Genomic DNA, 16,574 nt, shown 5'->3' with positions numbered 1-16,574 from the left:
TCCGAAAAAATACTTAGGCGTTGATCCAGATCAGGCTGGCAAAGCGACCGGTCCGCGCGCCACGCCGATAGGAAAAGAAGCGCTCCTCGTCGGCGAAGGTATCGAAGCCACCGCCATGGACCGCCGTGATGCCTTGAGCCGCAAGGCGCAGACGGGCCAGGGCATAGAGATCGCCCAGGTATTTGCCCCCGCCCCTGGCCACGAAGCACCGCTCGGCCTCGGCGTGCTGGGCGACAAAGGCCTCGCGCACCTCGGCGCCCACTTCGAAACTGGCCGGCCCTATGGCGGGACCCAGCCAGACCAGCACCTCGGTGGGAGCGACCTCCAGACTGGCCGCAGCCGCCTCCAGCACGCCACCCGCCAGACCGCGCCAGCCGGCATGGGCCGCCGCGACGCGGGAGCCGTCCCGCCGGCAGAACAGGGCCGGCAGGCAATCGGCGGTCATCATGGTCACGGCGATGCCGGGCGTGGCCGTCCAGGCGGCATCGGCCTGGAGCACCCGGGTCGGATCGGCTTCGACGACGGCAGTGCCATGGACCTGTTCGAGCCAGGCCGGCCGGCACCCCAGGGCCTGGCCCAGGTGTCGACGATTCTCGGCGACCGCAGCCGGATCGTCACCGACATGGTTACCCAGGTTGAAGCTGTCGAAGGGCGCCTGGCTGACGCCACCGGCGCGGGTGGTCACACAGGCCTGGACGCCGACCGGCGCCGGCCAGTCCGGCCGCAGCCAGTCGGCACCGATCATTCGAAGGATTCCCGATCCTGGCGCAGCAGATCCAGCAGCCAGACCAGGTCTTCCGGCAGCGGCGACTCCCAGCGCAGGCGTTCGCCGGTCACCGGATGATCCAGTTCGAGGAAGCGCGCATGCAGTGCCTGGCGCGGGAATTCGCGCAGGGTCTTGACCAGGGTCGGATTGGTCGCCGGCGGGATCCTGAAGCGACCGCCATAGACCGGATCGCCCACCAGCGGAAAGCCGACATGGGTCATGTGCACGCGGATCTGGTGGGTGCGCCCGGTCTCCAGCTTGACCCGGGTATGGGTATAGGCACGGAAGCGCTCCAGCACCCGGTAGTGACTGACCGCGGGCTTGCCCCCGGCGATCACCGCCATCTGCTGGCGGCGCTGAGAATGACGGCCGATGGGCGCATTGACGGTGCCGCCGGCGACGATCACCCCGGCGACGATGGCCTCATAGATGCGACTCACCGAGCGCGCCTGCAACTGGGCGACCAGGTGGGTATGGGCCTCCAGGGTCTTGGCCACCACCATGAGTCCGGTGGTGTCCTTGTCCAGGCGGTGGACGATGCCGGCGCGCGGCACGCTGTCCAGCGAGGGTACGTGGTGCAACAGGGCATTGAGCAGGGTGCCGTCGGCATGACCGGCGGCCGGATGCACCACCAGCCCGGCGGGCTTGTCGAGCACCAGCAGGTGATCGTCTTCGTAGACGATGTCCAGTTCGATGTCCTGGGCCACCCACTCGCCCTGGGCCTCGCGCTCGGCGCGCAGCGCCAGCTGGGCGCCGCCATGGACGGTGTCACGCGGACGCAGCACGGCGCCGTCGACGGTCAGGCTGCCGTCCTTGATCCAGGCGGCGAGACGCGAGCGGGAGTGTTCGGCGAACAGCTGGGCAGCGACCTGATCGAGGCGCTGGCCACCGAGTTCGTAGGGGACTTCGGCATTAAGAACGATGGATTCGGACATGGATCTGCGCGGGCAATGGCAGGGCTTTTGGAATCGGCCCGACCCTGTGGTTAAATACGGCGACTTTTTTGCCCCGGCATTCCGGGTCGATCATCATAACAGGACGGTTCCGGCCCCGTCACAGGCTAGGTGAGCGCTCTCCGCGCTCATCCCTGCACCGCCGACCGTTTCGGGGAATCCAAGCCGCCATGCAATTGAAGCACCTGCTGCTGGTCACCAGCCTAGTCCTCACCGCCGCCTGCTCCTCGAAAGCACCCGAGGTTCCGGAAAATCTGCCGGAAGGCGAGCTCTACACCCAGGCTCAGCGCGACATCTCCAACAGCAGCTACACGGACGCCATCAGCAAGCTGAAGGCCCTGGAGTCGCGGTATCCCTTCGGTCGCTATGCCGAGCAGGCCCAGCTCGAGCTGATCTACGCTAACTACAAGAATGGCGAGCCCGAGGCGGCGCGCACGGCGGCGGATCGCTTCATCCGTCTGCATCCGCAACACCCCAATGTCGACTACGCCTACTACATGAAGGGCGTGTCCTCCTTCGAACAGGATCGCGGCCTGCTGGCTCGCTTCCTGCCGCTGGACATGACCAAGCGTGACCCGGGCGCGGCGCGCGATTCCTTCAACGACTTCGCCCAGTTCACCAGCCGCTTCCCCAACAGCCGCTACGCCCCGGACGCCAAGGCGCGCATGGTCTACCTGCGCAACCTGCTGGCGTCCTACGACGTGCACGTCGGCCACTACTACCTGACCCGCAAGGCCTATGTGGCCGCCGCCAACCGCGGCCGCTACGTGGTCGAGAACTTCCAGGGCACCCCGTCGGTGGGCGATGGCCTGGCGATCATGACCGAAGCCTACAAGCACCTGGGTCTCAACGACCTGGCGGCCACCAGCCTGGAAACCCTCAAGCTCAACTACCCGGACAACGTCAGCCTCAAGGATGGCGAATTCCAGCTGCGCGAGCCGGACGACAAGGATCAGCAGCGCTCCTGGCTGACCCGTGCGACCCTGGGCCTGATCGATCGCCCGAGCGATCCGCTGCCGCCCGGCGAGACCCGCGCCAGCCAGGATATCCAGCGCAAGTACCAGGAAGAGCGCGACAACCTGGCGCCCGAGCTGCGCATCGTCGACCCGGCCGAAGCCGAGAAGGCCGGCGGCGCGACGCCAGCGCCGGCCAAGCGCTCCTGGTTCAGCCGCCTGACCTTTGGTCTGTTCGACTGATCCGGCAGCAGACGTGAAAAGGGGAAGCCAGTGGCTTCCCCTTTTTTATTGACCGCAATGGCAGCGCTACCCTCTGGCGCCGAATCGCAGGGGTCCGGCGCCAGACGAGCTAGTCGCCGATGCGCCAGCCCGAGGTGATCGGATAGCGCCGGTCACGCCCGAAACCGCGCTGGGTGACCCGGGCGCCCACCGCCGCCTGGCGCCGCTTGTATTCGTTGAGATCCACAAAGCGCAGCACCTTGCGTACCGTTTCCTCATCGAAGCCGGCGGCGACGATGTCCACGGCCGAGAGATCCTGCTCGACATACAGTCGCAGGATCTCGTCGAGCACCGGATAGGGCGGCAGCGAGTCCTCGTCCTTCTGGTCCGGCGACAGCTCGGCCGATGGCGGGCGATCGATCACGCGCTGGGGAATCACCTCGCCCGCGCGATTGCGGTATTCGCAGAGGCGGAACACCAGGGTCTTGGGCACATCCTTGAGCACGTCGAAGCCACCGGCCATGTCGCCATAGAGGGTGGCGTAACCGACGGCCATCTCGCTCTTGTTGCCGGTGGTGAGCACCAGGTAGCCCTTCTTGTTGGAAATGGCCATCAGCAGGGTCCCGCGGCAGCGCGCCTGCAGATTCTCCTCGGTGGTATCCCGCCCGAGTCCGGCGAATTCGCCGGCCAGGGTCGCCTGAAAGGCCTCGACCATGGGTGCGATGGGCAAGACGCTGTAGCGCACTCCCAGCGTCCGCGCCTCGGCTTCGGCGTCGTCCAGGCTGATCTGGGCGGTGTAGTGATAGGGCATCATCACCGCCTCCACCTGCTCCGCGCCCAGCGCATCCACGGCGACCGCCAGCACGAGGGCCGAATCGATGCCACCGGACAGGCCCAGCACCACGCCCTTGAAGCCGTTCTTGCACACATAGTCGCGCACCCCGAGCACCAGGGCGTCATAGACGCTGGCCTCCAGCGAGGCGACGGGGGCGAGCTCGGCCGGCTGCGGTTGCAGGGCCTCATCGATGATCACCGGATAGAGGCCTTCGACGAAGGCCGGCGCGCGCTGACTGACCTGCCCCTGGGCATCGACCACGAAGGAATGACCGTCGAACACCAGCTCGTCCTGGCCACCCACCTGATTGACGTAGACCACCGGCATGCCGCCCTCGCGGGCACGCTCGCCCACCACGGCCTCGCGCTCCGGCTGCTTGCCGCCGTGGAAGGGCGAGGCATTGAGGTTGAGCATCAATCGTGCCCCGGCCGCGCGCGCCCTGGCCATGGGCTCGGCGAACCAGATGTCCTCGCAGATGGTGACGCCGATGGGCACGCCCTGGTAGTCGAACACGGCCGCGCTGTCGCCCGGCTCGAAATAGCGCTTCTCGTCGAACACCCGGTAGTTGGGCAATTGCTGCTTGCGATAGAAGGCCAGCTCGGCGCCATCGCGATAGACCGCGCAGGCGTTGTAGCGTCGCCCCTCCTCCAGCCAGGGAAAGCCCACCAGCACATGGATGCCGGCGATCTCCTGGCGGATCCGCTGCAGCCCCTGCTCGATCCGGCGCTGCATGCTCGAGCGCAGCAGCAGGTCCTCCGGGGGATAGCCGCAAAGCGACAGCTCCGGAAAGACGATGAGATCGCCCTGCAGCTCATCCCGGGCCTGCCGGGCAGCAGTGATGATGCGTTCCACATTGCCGTGGATGTCGCCGACCTTGAGGTTCACCTGCGCCATCACGACGTTCAGCAACTGACTCATGCACTCTTCCTTGCCCGATTGATCGGCGCATTTTCCCGCAAGCAGCGAAGCGGGACAATCGATGCCATGCGGGGCTCACCGCCTGCAGCGGCCCTGCTAAACTCCACCCTCCTTCACGCTGCGAGATCGCCATGGGTCTGCTTCGCCTGCTGTTGTGGCTCGTCCTCCTGGGCGCGCTGTTCTGGATGATCAGACGCTGGTGGCGTGGCAAGACGCAGACGCCTTCCGGCAAGGCCCGCCCGCTACCGCCCAACCCCATGGTGCGCTGCGCCCATTGCGGCGTGCACGTGCCCCAGGAGAGAGCCCTGGCCGATGGCGAAGGCCAGCGCTGGTATTGCAGCGCCGAACATCGCCGGTTGCAGCATGAGCACCGCGACTGATCCAGGCACCCTGAGAGCCGACGCGGTCCTGCGGCTCTATCACCTCTATCGCATCGTCATCGGCCTGGCGCTGGTGGTGCTGATTTCCAGCGACCTGGACCAGCACTGGCTGCGCACCGTCGACGGCCAGCTGTTCCGCCAGGCCAGCTGGGCCTATCTCGCCATCAACGCCGTGCTGGCGGTCGGCCAGCGGCTGCTGCGCGGCCGCGCCTTCACCCTGGCGCTGATCGACATCCTCGCCCTGGGCGGCCTGTTCTTCCTGGCCGGCGGCATCGCCAGCGGCATGGGCAGCCTGCTGGTGGTGACCGTCGGGGTGTCCAACGTCCTGATCCGTGGCCGCCGCGGCCTGCTGATCGCCGCCCTGGCGGCCATCGCCCTGTTGCTGGCGACCGGCTATCTCGACCTGCGCCGCGGCGACAGCGGCAGTGGCTATGTGCAGGCAGCGGGCCTGGGTACCCTCTGCTTCGCCACGGCGCTGCTGGTGCAGGGCCTGGTCCGGAGGCTGCTGGACAGCCAGGCCCTGGCCGAAACCCGCGCCACGGCCGTGGCCGAACTGGAGGCCCTCAACGCCCTGATCCTCGAACGCATGCGGACCGGCATCCTGGTGTTCGACGCCGAATACCAGGTGCTGCTGGTGAATCCGGCAGCCCGCCGCCTGCTGGGGGTGGACGACGAGGACACCATCGCCCCCCTGGCCCTGGGTCTCGCCCAGCGCCTCGAGGAATGGGAGCGCAATCCCAGTATCCGGCCGGCGCCCTGGCGCGCCTATGCCAACGGCCCGCTGTTGCAACCCAGCTTCGCCCGTTTGCAGCAGGGCGAAGGCGAGCGGGTGCTGACCTTTCTCGAAGACGTCTCGCGCATCGCCCAGCAGGCCCAGCAACTTAAGCTCGCCTCCCTGGGCCGTCTCACCGCTGGCATCGCCCACGAGATCCGCAATCCGCTGGGCGCCATCAGTCACGCTGCGCAATTGCTGCAGGAATCCGAAGAGTTGGCCACGCCGGACCGGCGCCTGGCGCAGATCATCCAGGACCAGTCGCGGCGGATGAACCGGGTGGTGGAAAACGTCCTGCAGCTGTCTCGCCGCCAGCAGGCCGCCCCTCAGCTGATCGACCTGCGCTACTGGGCGCACCGCTTCGCCGGGGAGTTGCGCCCTACCCTGCCCGCCGGCCAGACGCTGCACGTCAAGACCGAGCCGGGCACCCTGCAGACGCACATGGATCCCCACCAACTGGGCCAGATCCTGACCAACCTGGTGCAGAACGGCCTGCGCTACAGCTGCCAAAAGCACGGCATCGGCCAGGTCTGGCTCAGCACCTACCGCGATCCGGAAAGCGACCTGCCCATCCTCGAAGTGGTCGATGACGGACCGGGCGTCGCTGCCGAGCAACTCGACCACCTGTTCGAGCCCTTCTTCACCACCGAGAACAAGGGGACCGGACTGGGCCTGTACATCTCCCGTGAGCTTTGCGAGAGCAACCAGGCCAGACTTGGCTATCATCCCTTGGCGAACGGCAGCTGTTTTCGCATCACCTTCGCCCATCCCCGCACAATGAGCTGAGCATGGCCCGACAGAAAGTCCTGATCGTCGACGATGAACCCGATATCCGCGAACTCCTGGAGATCACCCTGGGGCGGATGAAGCTCGACACCGCCAGCGCCAAGAACATCGCCGATGCCCGGGCCATCCTCGAACGGGAAAGCTTCGACCTCTGCCTGACCGACATGCGTCTGCCCGACGGCTCGGGACTGGACCTGATCCAGTTCATCCAGCAACGCTTTCCGCAATTGCCGGTGGCCATGATCACCGCCTTCGGCAGTCTGGAAACCGCGGTCCAGGCCCTCAAGGCCGGTGCGTTCGACTACCTCACCAAGCCGGTGGACCTGCCGCGCCTGCGTGAACTGGTAGGCACGGCCCTGCGGCTGTCCGGGCCTGCCCCGGCGGCGGCCGGCGCCAGCGAAACCCAACTGCTCGGCGAATCGCCGCCCATGCGCGCCCTGCGCAACCAGATCGCCAAACTGGCACGCAGCCAGGCGCCGGTCTACATCAGCGGCGAATCGGGCAGCGGCAAGGAGCGGGTGGCACGACTGATCCATGAGCAGGGTCCGCGGGCCGGTCGGCCCTTCGTGCCGGTCAACTGCGGCGCCATCCCCTCGGAGTTGGTGGAAAGCGAATTCTTCGGCCACCGCAAGGGCAGCTTCACCGGCGCCATCGAGGACAAGCAGGGTCTGTTCCAGGCCGCCCAGGGCGGCACCCTGTTTCTCGACGAGGTAGCCGATCTGCCGCTGCCGATGCAGGTCAAGCTCTTGCGCGCCATCCAGGAAAAGGCCGTGCGCCCGGTAGGCAGCCAGCAGGAGATCAGCCTGGACGTACGCATCCTCAGCGCCACCCACCGGGATCTGGCCGCTGAGGTCGCCGCCGGGACCTTCCGCCAGGACCTCTACTACCGCCTCAATGTCATCGAATTGCAGGTGCCGGCCCTGCGCGAGCGCCGCGAAGACATCGGCATCCTGGCCAACCATATGCTCGAACGCCTGGCACGCGACTCCGGCCTGGCCGCGGCCACGCTGGGCGAGGATGCCCTGGCCAAGCTCAAAAGCTACCGTTTCCCCGGCAACGTGCGGGAACTGGAAAACATGCTGGAGCGGGCCTACACCCTCTGCGAGGGCGACGTCATCCGCCCGGCCGATCTGCGCCTGGCCGATGCCCCGGCAGCCACCGCCACCGGCGAAGCCAGCCTGGCCAACATCGCCAATCTGGAAGACCACCTGGAGTCCATCGAACGCCAGCTGATCATGCAGGCGCTCGAAGAGACCCGCTGGAATCGCACCGCCGCCGCGGAACGCCTGGGTCTCTCCTTCCGCTCGATGCGCTACCGACTGAAGAAGCTCGGAATCGACTGATCAGTCCGCTGCCAACCGCGCGCCTGGCGCATAGGGCGCCGGATCGATGATCGGCGTGCGTTCGGTGAGCAGATCGGTCAGCAACTGGCAGGACGCCGGCGCCAGCACCAGGCCGTTGCGATAGTGCCCGCAGTTGAGCCACAGCCCGGGCAGCTCCGGTACCGGCCCGATGAAGGGCACGCCATCCGGCGAGCCCGGCCGCAGTCCCGCCCAGTGCGCCACCGGCGCCTGGCCGGCCAGCGCCGGCAGCAACTCGGCGGCCGAGGCCTGCAGGCTGGCCAGCGCCTCGGCGGTCGGCGTCTTGTCGAATTCGGCGTGCTCCAGGGTGCTGCCGATGAGGATATGCCCATCGCGGCGCGGAATGGCGTAGCGCCCCTTGGCCAGCACCATACTGGTCAGATAACCCGCTGGCTGGCGATACAGCAGCATCTGCCCCTTCACCGGCCGCACCGGCACGGCCAGCCCCAGGCTCTGCAGCAAATCACCACTCCAGGCCCCGGCACAGACCACCACGGACTCGGCATGGATGGCCTCGCGCGCCGTCTGCACCCCCACTACCCGCTCGCCCTGGCGCAGGAAACCGGTCACCGGCGACTCGCTCACCAGCGTCACATTCGGCATGCCTAGCAGGGCTTCGCGCAGGGAGCGCACCAGCCGGGGATTGCGCACATTGGCCACCCCCGCCATGAAGACCGCCCGCTCATAGCCCGGCCCCAGCACCGGTACCCGCTGCCGCACCGCCGCGACCGACACCGACGCCAGGGGCCGCACATTGCGCCGCGCCCAGTCCAGCGCCTCGGCTTCGTCCTCCAGATCGAGCCAGTACAGCCCGGTCACTTCCACCTCGGGGTCCACCCCCGTCTCCTGCCGCAACCGTTCCCCCAGTACCGGATAGAAATCCTGCGACCAGTGCGCCAGCGCCGTCACCGCCGGCTGATAGCGCCACGGATAAAGCGGCGACACGATCCCACCGCCGGCCCAGGACGCCTCCCGCCCCGGCTCACCGCGCTCGACCACCACCACCCGCCGACCGCTCAAGGACAGGCAATAGGCCGACATCAACCCGATCGCACCCGCCCCGACCACCGCTACATCAAAGATCACGTCACACCTCTACATCCTGGAATTGACTGTTCCGCCGTCCTGGCGCAAAACGGCTAGCGCGGCCAGGAAGGCCGCCTACCCACAAGGACGTCAACATGACCTATCGCATCGCGCGAGGCTTCAGTCTTTTCGAATCCCTGATCTGCCTCAGCATACTGAGTATCGTTGCCTCCCTGGCCGTCCCTGCCTTTGGGGGAATGCTGCAGCGCAATCGCCAGCAGCTGGCCATTCAGCAACTCAGGGAGACGGTCAACTTCGCACGGGCGGCTGCGATCAATGGCCACGGCAGTGTGTCCATCTGTCATGCACCGACCGGCGAGTGCGACAGCTCGAACCTCTGGTCGGCTACCACCCGCGTCTTCCGCGACTGGGATCGCGATGGCCTTCAATCGGTCGAAGAGCCCACCCTGCTGATTAGTCAGCTCCCCGACGGACTGCACTGGCGGTGGAACAATTTCCGTACGCTACCTCATCTGACGTTTTTAAACAGCGGCGTGACCGACGCCCTGAACGGCAGCTTCATCCTCTGCCAAGGCGCCGAGCCGCGCGCACGACTGGTCCTTAACAAGGCTGGGCGGATCGAGGTGGCGAATCTTCGCACCAGCGATCGCTGCGCCTGAACGTCCTGACCAGACACCTTCCCGTTTCGACCGGATATCCGCCCTACGCTGGTCCAGCCAGGCATGATCCCCCATGCTTGGCCTTCCAGCCCGGCGAAACCGACGATGCGGACCCAGTACGGCTTTACCCTGATCGAAACCCTGGTAGCGCTCGCCATTCTGGCGATCGTGGTCAGCATTGCTGCGCCTTCTTTCACTCGAACGCTACAGAGCAACAGGGCTGCGGTCATGAGCAATGAACTGCTTGGCGCCATGCAGATAACACGCTCCGAAGCCCTGAAGCGTCGTACCGACGTCACCCTATGTCGGCGTAATGTCGCGGGTGATGCCTGTGAAAGCGGTACCGACTGGACTGCGGGCTGGTTGATGATTCAGGGCCCCAATGTCATTCGGGTCTGGGAGCCAACTACCGGCATCACCTTGACCGGTCTTGCCGATGGCGTCACCTATCGCAGCACCGGTCTCACCACTCTCGCTGCCGTCCAGTCGTTCAGTATCGAAACACCCAGCTGCCGCCGTACGGTTTCGGTAAGCCTTACCGGAAATGCCTTCGTCAATCAGAACGGCTGCCAGTCACCATGAATGCAAAGCAGCAAAGGGGCGCAACCCTGATCGAGGTATTGGTTGCCATGGTCATTCTCGCCATTGGGCTGCTAGGGCTCGCGGGGCTGCAATCGGTAAGCGTCCAAAGCAACCAAGGTGCCTATTACCGCTCACAGGCGACTATCTTGGCCAACGACATGGCTGATCGTATGCGTGCGAACCGTACCGCTGCCTTGGCTGGTAGCTACGCCCTGACCACCTTTCCCGCTCCGTCGGCCAGTAACGCTATCACTGGTACCCCGGCCCAGCGCGATACGGGCCAATGGCTTAACAACCTGGCAACCACGTTGCCACAGGGCACAGGGACCATAGTGACCAGCGGACAGATCGTGACCGTGACCATCTGCTGGAACGACAGTCGAGCCCGAATCAAGTCCACTCAATACGTCGCGCCACAGAACGATAGCTGTACCTCTACCGCCGAGAATTCGGGCTTCGAAACCTTTTCCTACAGGACTCGCCTATGAAATATCGGGCGACTCGCCGCCAGAAGGGCCTATCCATCATCGAACTCATGATCGCCTTGCTTCTGGGGCTATTGCTCATGGGCGGCGTCATGCAGGTATTTCTCTCTTCCCGGCAAACTTATCAGACCAATTCCGCGCTATCTCAGGTACAGGAATCGGGACGCTTCGCCCTGGACTTTCTGGCCTATGATCTGAAAAACGCCGGCTATCGCGGAGACTGCCTGTTTCCACTCTATGATCCAACGCCTACGACACTGACCAAGGACGAACGCTATGTTCTCGGTACCGGTATCGAAGGCTGGAATGACGCTGGAGAGAACTCTATCCCGGGCTGGCTGAACGACATCTACACCACGAGCCGACGAGCCGGAACGGATGTCATTCTACTCAAGCATGCTGCTGGCGCGACCGGCATAGCCCTATCCAATCCCGTCAGTGCAGACGCCACGACCATTAACACGACTGCAGCGACCGGCCAGACACCTGGTAGCCTGCTGATCATCTCCGACACAGCTGGCTGCCAACTCTTCATCAATCAAAGCGCAGCCAACGCCACCACGTTGACAACGCTGCAGGCGATCAATCGTCCCTATGCGCAAACGGCGGTAATCTCAAATTTTCAAAGTTCGCTCTATTACATAGGTCAGAGTTCCGTTGCAGCCGGCCTTCCTGCGCTACGCCGAATCCGCTATCTGGCCACAGCCGACGCAAGGCCCTTGGTTGTCGATGAGGAATTAGTCAGTGGCATCCAGGATCTGCAGATCCAATATGCAGTAGGCAATAGCAATGGCCAGATAGCAGGACAATATAGAGACGCTCAGGACATCAACGATTGGCAGTCCGTAATTTCCGCCCAAATCAGTCTGATTGCCGTTAGTAGAGATACCCAGGCCGTATCGCCAGATCAGCAACTTACCTTTCGTGGCGGTACCGTCCCCCTTGATAACGGTCGCCTGGGGCAGGTATTCAACCTAACCGTCAGCATTCGGAACCATCTGCCATGAGAACTTCAGCCCTCCATCAAAAAGGCGCGGTGTTGATCGTGACCTTGGTGATGCTGCTACTGATGACCCTGATTGCCCTGGCCAGTATGAGAGGCACGACGCTGCAGGAACGCATGGCAGGAAATGCTCGCGATCAAAGCCAGGCTTTTCAAGCATCGGAAATGGCCCAGCGACAGGCCGAAGCCTTCGCCCTCACCCGCAGCGTCACCGACTGGCAAAACGCTGCCCAAACTGCCACCTGGACAAATGCAGATGCTTTGACGGATCTGCCCAATCAGGCCCGCTTTAGGATCAATCCAACACCAGGTGTCAATCCGCTGAGATCCGGCGATGGCCTTCAGGTGATTCCGCTGGACGTAAGCGTACTGCGCATCGAAACCCAGGGTGCTGGAGCGGCTACCACTGCCGGAGCCGGGTCGGCGTCCACGGCGAATGTCACCATCAACACCATCTTTGTCAGGCGATAGCTACTCGGAGAGCGTCATGCCTCATCAATTGCGAATTCTGACGTGGACTCTGCCTTCAGCGATGGTGCTGCTTCTGCTGAGTACGCCAGGCAACGCCACGGTATCCCAGACTCCGCTGGCTGTAGGGGGAGACATTCCAGGCAGCCTGGCGCTGGTGCCCTCGGTAGAATGGCCGACGGTCCTCTCTGTAGCCAATCTTGGCAGCTACAGTTCCAGCAATGTCTATAGCGGATACTTCGATTCGGAAAAATGCTATACCTACGCCTTTGGCGGCTCACTGGACAATAGTTGGTTCAATCCTGTCAGTGCCGCCAATAGCCGTCGCTGCAGCGGTGCCAGGCAATGGAGCGGCAATTTCCTCAACTGGGCCGCCACCCCAACCATCGACCCTTTCCGTAGCGCTCTGACCGGCGGTGCCAGAGTGCGGGATGATGTTGGCCTTACCGTCTTGCAAAAAGCTCGGCACAGTGGACAAAACTCTGCTGGCAACCGTTTGAATAGCGGTCAGGGACTGCTGCCAGCGTCCGAGATTGCCGGTGCTACCCCCTTTGCGGCCAACTGGGCTGGCTTCTATGTTCGTCTGGAAGGCCAAGGTTTCGATATGCTGTTCTCCAACTGGAACGATCGAATCGGTGGCGGCGGCTCTGCCGACTATGGCGCGGGCAACAACATGTCGAGCGTCTGGGTGAATCTGGACCCAAACGACAACAACCAATGGAATGGTAATTTACTCAAGGCTGACTATACCGTGGGTTCTATTTTCAATTCGACCCGCTACAGTGTCTATCGAGTAAGAGTGCAAGTAAAAGTATGCGACCCCACCGTTGGCCTAGAAGCAAATTGCAAAAGATACTCGGCAAGCAATTACAAACCCGAGGGGCTTCTACAACAATATTCTGACAAGTTGCGCTATTCGGTATTTAGCTATCTTAATGACTCCAGCGCAACACGTGATGGCGGTGTACTACGGGCTAACCAAAGTTTCATCGGGCCTCTCAAGCCAGATCTCAGCAGTAATGCTGCACGCGCCGAATGGGACCCTCAGACAGGCATTCTGGTGCGTAATCCCTCCGCTAGTGAAGCCTCGGCGACAGGCTATGGAGTGGCAGACAGTGGCGTCATCAACTATTTGAACAAATTCGGCTCAATGCCTTATGCGCCGAACACTTATCTAAGCCTAAAAAGCAACGACCCGGTCAGCGAGCTCTATTATACAGCGCTACGTTACTTCAAGAACCAAGGAAACGTATCTGCCTACAGTAACTTATCCGGCTCCACGGACACCGATAAATACGCCCAAGCCGACGGCTTTCCCGTAGTGACCGACTGGCAGGATCCCATTACCTATTCTTGCCAGAAGAACGTCATTCTTGGCATCGGCGACACGAACACTTGGAATGACAAGAATCTACCGGGCGGTATCACTTCCTCAGGCGGAGAGCCCGCCAAGCCAGCGGAAGTGAACCGTGATACCTCGATAGATGTTGAGGCTTTGACACAAAAAGTCGCCAGTCTCGAAAATATCACCATAAACACTCCCTTCACAGGTCGTGGCAATTCTGCATACATCGCCGGCCTTGCTTATGATGCCCATACGCGGGACCAGCGTAGCGATAAAGCAGGTAGCCAGACCATTTCCACCTATTGGATGGATGTCCGCGAGAATCAAAGTCTGGCTGGCAGATCATCGAACCAATACTGGCTCGCTGCTAAATATGGCGGCTTCACGGTCCCCCAAGGCTTTTCTAGCAGCGCAGCCACCGCTGCTGCCATTACCGACGACCTGTGGTGGACTAGCGGTGAGTATCTCTCATCCAATTACAAGCGCCCTGACAATTTCTACGTTGCTAGTGATGCTCCCAATATGATCAAGGGCCTTCGAGCAGCCTTTGCCAAGATCGTCCAAGAGGTAACTACTTCGACTACCTCGATCAGCACCAACGGCCAGCAACTCGATACCGGGAGCGGCACCTTCCAAACTCAATTCGAAGCAAAATTCTGGAGTGGCGATCTACTGGCCAGAGCGCTTAATACTTCGGGTGTTGCCAGCTCCTCCAGCTGGAGCGCGGCAAAAAAACTTGACATCTTAGAGCCAAGCAGCCGTAAGATTTTTACGAGCAACACCCTAACCGCTCAGAGCAACAACACCTATTCAGTGGCAACGGGCCAAGGTGTCAATTTTCTCTGGAGCAGCTTGGATACTGAGAGCAAGGTCGCGCTGCAAAGAACCGCGACGACGGGCACTAACGTCAGCACTACAGAAGGGTCGCGACGTCTCGATTATCTGCGCGGTGACCGAGGTCAAGAGACCGTTGGTAGTAATCCTATGCGTAAACGCAAGAGCCGCTTGGGAGATATTGTCAACTCAGACCCTCTATATATAGGCAAACCAGATTATGGCTATAACCGTCTAGCCGGATCCGTATGGGGAAGTGCTGGTGAAAGCTATCTGACCTACCGTCAAAGCACAGCCTATCAGGCACGCAAGGCGCTGGTCGTAGTAGGCGCCAACGACGGTATGCTTCACGGTTTCGACGCCAGCCTGGCCGATGGCGGCAATGAACTGTTCGCCTATGTACCTCGTACCCTGATGGGTGAGCTTTACCGCCTGACCGATCCCAGCTATAGCCATCGCTACTATGTAGACGGTTCGCCAACGGGAGGAGATGCCTGGATCAACAATAGCTGGAAGTCCCTCATCGTGGGGACGGCTGGTGCCGGGGGGAATACCGTATTTGCCCTGGACGCGAGCGACCCCAGCAACATGGCCCCCAGCAACGTACTCTGGGAGTTCTCTTCGCCCGACATGCGATATCCCATTCAGAAGCCTGCCCTGGTCGCACTGGAGAATGGCAAGTTCGGTGTAATCGTGACTAGTGGCTTCAGCGACAGCAGTGTCAGTCAGGGCAAAATCTGGATCCTGGACGCCGGCACTGGCAGCGTCCTCAAGACCTTTACTGTCTCTACGACCGGGGGCTTGGGAGAGCCCCTTGCCATTGATACCAATAACGATCGCATCGTGGATCGCCTTTATGCTGGCGATACTGCCGGCAATATCTGGCGTTTTGATCTGAAAGGAGTCAATCCGGCCAATTGGGACGCTCCTGCTGCCTTGAAGAGCGGGGCAAACATTCTGCCCCTGTTCACTGCAAGAACAGCCAATGGCACCAGCAATCCCGCTCAACCTATCACTGCGCCTCTCGAAGCCGCCCTCAACAGCGACGGCAATCCGCTTATTCTTTTCGGTACCGGAAGCTACTATCAGATTGGGGACAACGAGGTACCTGCCAATCCGCGCCTGGAAACCTTTTATGGCCTGATCGACAGGGGACAGCAGATCAGCCGTAGCAATCTCGTTGAACAGGCCATCATCGCCCAGCAAACCATTGGCAACCGCCGTGCCCGTGCGGTCACCAGCGCTAAGATCGGCTCGGATAAATCAGGTTGGTTCATGGATCTGGTGTGGAAGAGCAGCAACGGTGGGTCTGGAGCGCTAACGAGCGAAAGGGTCATTGCCAGGCCGACACTGAGAAACGGTGTCTTGGTCTTCACCACCATGACACCCAACAGCGACCCCTGCGGTGGCGGAGGTACAAGCTGGATCATGACGTTGGACGTCCTGAACGGGGGTACTCTCAACTTCAGTTTCTTCGATTACAACGGTGACGGCACCTTTGATCAAGGTGATTATTACAGCTTGGCAAACGGCACCAAGGTCCCTTTCTCTGGAATTTCAGACGACCAGAGCGGCATCATCAAGACACCCAGCTTCGTTCGCGGTAATGGCGATACAACCGACGGCTCTACAGCAACAGGGAAATTGTGCCATTCGGACTCGAATGGCAACACGATCTGCCAAGATATCAATGACCCGAACAGCAGTTCGAAACGCATGACCTGGCGCGAAATCAGATGAAGTCAATGACACAATATCTACATCCAAACCGCCAAAGAGGCTTCACGCTCATCGAGTTGATGATCGTTGTGGCTATAGTTGGCATCTTGGCGGCCATTGCCTATCCGTCCTACACGGAGCACGTACGCAAGGGGAACAGGGCTGACGCTCAGGCTTCTCTCATGGAGCTGGCTCAGCTTATGGAGCGTAACTTCACTCGATTAGGAAGCTACACCACGGATACGGCAGGCACGACGGCACCCACTCTGCCGTTCACTACCTCTCCGAAGGATGGCGGGCGGGCCATCTACGATTTGAGTCTGAGTGCGATCACGGCTACTACCTACACCCTCCAGGCGGCGCCTCGTGCAGGCGGCTCCATGGCAGGTGATCGATGCGGAAGTCTGACACTCACCAACACCGGCTTGAAGGGCCAAACCGGCCAAAACGTCACCACCGCCGACTGCTGGCGCCGCTAGGGCGCCA

The 16,574-nt window shown here is 62.2% G+C and carries 15 protein-coding genes; 11 read left to right on the top strand and 4 right to left on the bottom strand.

Going from position 1 to position 16,574, the window contains the following annotated elements; genetic code table 11:
• Positions 1 to 13: 13 nt before the first annotated feature.
• Together pgeF and rluD are read right to left on the bottom strand one after the other, a co-directional pair.
• On the bottom strand, positions 14 to 745 hold the full coding sequence (gene pgeF, locus DBY63_RS18045) for a peptidoglycan editing factor PgeF (RefSeq protein ID WP_108582507.1): 732 nt from the start codon (positions 743 to 745) through the stop codon (positions 14 to 16).
• On the bottom strand, positions 742 to 1,701 hold the full coding sequence (gene rluD / locus DBY63_RS18040) for a 23S rRNA pseudouridine(1911/1915/1917) synthase RluD (RefSeq protein ID WP_074583960.1): 960 nt from the start codon (positions 1,699 to 1,701) through the stop codon (positions 742 to 744). The genes pgeF and rluD overlap by 4 nt, the downstream gene beginning before the upstream one ends.
• A 188-nt stretch (positions 1,702 to 1,889) precedes the next feature.
• Between rluD and DBY63_RS18035 the strand changes: the two genes are divergently transcribed.
• The gene (locus tag DBY63_RS18035) at positions 1,890 to 2,915 is read left to right on the top strand and encodes an outer membrane protein assembly factor BamD (protein ID WP_108582508.1); all 1,026 of its coding nucleotides are present in this window, start codon (positions 1,890 to 1,892) and stop codon (positions 2,913 to 2,915) included.
• A gap of 109 nt (positions 2,916 to 3,024) precedes the next feature.
• Here DBY63_RS18035 and DBY63_RS18030 read toward each other — a convergent pair whose 3' ends face one another.
• Entirely contained in the window at positions 3,025 to 4,647 is a 1,623-nt protein-coding gene (locus DBY63_RS18030) for an NAD+ synthase (RefSeq protein ID WP_108582509.1), read from the bottom strand.
• Between the two features lie 131 nt (positions 4,648 to 4,778).
• Between DBY63_RS18030 and DBY63_RS18025 the strand changes: the two genes are divergently transcribed.
• Genes DBY63_RS18025 through DBY63_RS18015 form a run of 3 tightly spaced genes read left to right on the top strand, consistent with a single transcriptional unit; the run spans position 4,779 to position 7,928 of the window.
• A complete protein-coding gene (locus tag DBY63_RS18025) occupies positions 4,779 to 5,027 on the top strand; it encodes a PP0621 family protein (protein ID WP_027600187.1) in 249 nt (82 codons plus the stop codon).
• Complete coding sequence (locus DBY63_RS18020; RefSeq protein ID WP_027600186.1) at positions 5,011 to 6,585, top strand: ATP-binding protein; 1,575 nt, start codon at positions 5,011 to 5,013, stop codon at positions 6,583 to 6,585. Before DBY63_RS18025 ends, DBY63_RS18020 begins: the two co-directional genes overlap by 17 nt.
• Positions 6,586 to 6,587: 2 nt before the next feature.
• Entirely contained in the window at positions 6,588 to 7,928 is a 1,341-nt protein-coding gene (locus DBY63_RS18015; RefSeq protein ID WP_007160808.1) for a sigma-54 dependent transcriptional regulator, read from the top strand.
• On the opposite strand, the gene thiO is transcribed toward DBY63_RS18015, so the two are convergent.
• Positions 7,929 to 9,032 carry a glycine oxidase ThiO gene (gene thiO / locus DBY63_RS18010; protein ID WP_039975814.1) on the bottom strand — a complete coding sequence of 368 codons (1,104 nt, stop codon included), beginning with the start codon at positions 9,030 to 9,032 and terminating at the stop codon, positions 7,929 to 7,931. It lies immediately after the preceding gene.
• A gap of 95 nt (positions 9,033 to 9,127) precedes the next feature.
• Between thiO and DBY63_RS18005 the strand changes: the two genes are divergently transcribed.
• The 7 genes from DBY63_RS18005 (at position 9,128) to DBY63_RS17975 (ending at position 16,567) form a co-directional block, all read left to right on the top strand.
• The gene (locus tag DBY63_RS18005) at positions 9,128 to 9,652 is read left to right on the top strand and encodes a GspH/FimT family pseudopilin (protein WP_108582522.1); all 525 of its coding nucleotides are present in this window, start codon (positions 9,128 to 9,130) and stop codon (positions 9,650 to 9,652) included.
• 63 nt (positions 9,653 to 9,715) lie between these two features.
• A complete protein-coding gene (locus DBY63_RS18000) occupies positions 9,716 to 10,234 on the top strand; it encodes a GspH/FimT family pseudopilin (protein WP_256594442.1) in 519 nt (172 codons plus the stop codon).
• Positions 10,231 to 10,722: a type IV pilus modification protein PilV gene (pilV, locus tag DBY63_RS17995; RefSeq protein WP_058791933.1), complete on the top strand. Its 492-nt coding sequence runs from the start codon at positions 10,231 to 10,233 to the stop codon at positions 10,720 to 10,722. Before DBY63_RS18000 ends, pilV begins: the two co-directional genes overlap by 4 nt.
• Positions 10,719 to 11,726, top strand: a complete 1,008-nt coding sequence (locus tag DBY63_RS17990) for a PilW family protein (protein WP_058791932.1) — start codon at positions 10,719 to 10,721, stop codon at positions 11,724 to 11,726. The genes pilV and DBY63_RS17990 overlap by 4 nt, the downstream gene beginning before the upstream one ends.
• Positions 11,723 to 12,193, top strand: coding sequence for a PilX N-terminal domain-containing pilus assembly protein (locus DBY63_RS17985; protein WP_058791931.1), 471 nt, complete (start codon positions 11,723 to 11,725; stop codon positions 12,191 to 12,193). Before DBY63_RS17990 ends, DBY63_RS17985 begins: the two co-directional genes overlap by 4 nt.
• A gap of 16 nt (positions 12,194 to 12,209) precedes the next feature.
• Positions 12,210 to 16,109 carry a PilC/PilY family type IV pilus protein gene (locus tag DBY63_RS25290; RefSeq protein ID WP_158541737.1) on the top strand — a complete coding sequence of 1,300 codons (3,900 nt, stop codon included), beginning with the start codon at positions 12,210 to 12,212 and terminating at the stop codon, positions 16,107 to 16,109.
• Entirely contained in the window at positions 16,106 to 16,567 is a 462-nt protein-coding gene (locus DBY63_RS17975; RefSeq protein WP_081320984.1) for a type IV pilin protein, read from the top strand. Before DBY63_RS25290 ends, DBY63_RS17975 begins: the two co-directional genes overlap by 4 nt.
• Positions 16,568 to 16,574 lie beyond the last annotated feature (7 nt).

It is taken from the genome of Pseudomonas sp. RIT411 (assembly GCF_003057735.2).
Taxonomy (GTDB): domain Bacteria; phylum Pseudomonadota; class Gammaproteobacteria; order Pseudomonadales; family Pseudomonadaceae; genus Chryseomonas; species Chryseomonas oryzihabitans.
Note: the sequence above shows the minus strand (reverse complement) of the source record. Positions and strands in the feature narration are given on the sequence as shown.

What these genes read in the sequence shown, in the direction of transcription:
- pgeF (WP_108582507.1), bottom strand. Translation starts at nt 745, where the DNA reads ATGATCGGTGCCGACTGGCTGCGGCCGGACTGGCCGGCGCCGGTCGGC.
- rluD (WP_074583960.1), bottom strand. Translation starts at nt 1,701, where the DNA reads ATGTCCGAATCCATCGTTCTTAATGCCGAAGTCCCCTACGAACTCGGT.
- DBY63_RS18035 (WP_108582508.1), top strand. Translation starts at nt 1,890, where the DNA reads ATGCAATTGAAGCACCTGCTGCTGGTCACCAGCCTAGTCCTCACCGCC.
- DBY63_RS18030 (WP_108582509.1), bottom strand. Translation starts at nt 4,647, where the DNA reads ATGAGTCAGTTGCTGAACGTCGTGATGGCGCAGGTGAACCTCAAGGTC.
- DBY63_RS18025 (WP_027600187.1), top strand. Translation starts at nt 4,779, where the DNA reads ATGGGTCTGCTTCGCCTGCTGTTGTGGCTCGTCCTCCTGGGCGCGCTG.
- DBY63_RS18020 (WP_027600186.1), top strand. Translation starts at nt 5,011, where the DNA reads ATGAGCACCGCGACTGATCCAGGCACCCTGAGAGCCGACGCGGTCCTG.
- DBY63_RS18015 (WP_007160808.1), top strand. Translation starts at nt 6,588, where the DNA reads ATGGCCCGACAGAAAGTCCTGATCGTCGACGATGAACCCGATATCCGC.
- DBY63_RS18005 (WP_108582522.1), top strand. Translation starts at nt 9,128, where the DNA reads ATGACCTATCGCATCGCGCGAGGCTTCAGTCTTTTCGAATCCCTGATC.
- DBY63_RS18000 (WP_256594442.1), top strand. Translation starts at nt 9,716, where the DNA reads ATGATCCCCCATGCTTGGCCTTCCAGCCCGGCGAAACCGACGATGCGG.
- pilV (WP_058791933.1), top strand. Translation starts at nt 10,231, where the DNA reads ATGAATGCAAAGCAGCAAAGGGGCGCAACCCTGATCGAGGTATTGGTT.
- DBY63_RS17990 (WP_058791932.1), top strand. Translation starts at nt 10,719, where the DNA reads ATGAAATATCGGGCGACTCGCCGCCAGAAGGGCCTATCCATCATCGAA.
- DBY63_RS17985 (WP_058791931.1), top strand. Translation starts at nt 11,723, where the DNA reads ATGAGAACTTCAGCCCTCCATCAAAAAGGCGCGGTGTTGATCGTGACC.
- DBY63_RS25290 (WP_158541737.1), top strand. Translation starts at nt 12,210, where the DNA reads ATGCCTCATCAATTGCGAATTCTGACGTGGACTCTGCCTTCAGCGATG.
- DBY63_RS17975 (WP_081320984.1), top strand. Translation starts at nt 16,106, where the DNA reads ATGAAGTCAATGACACAATATCTACATCCAAACCGCCAAAGAGGCTTC.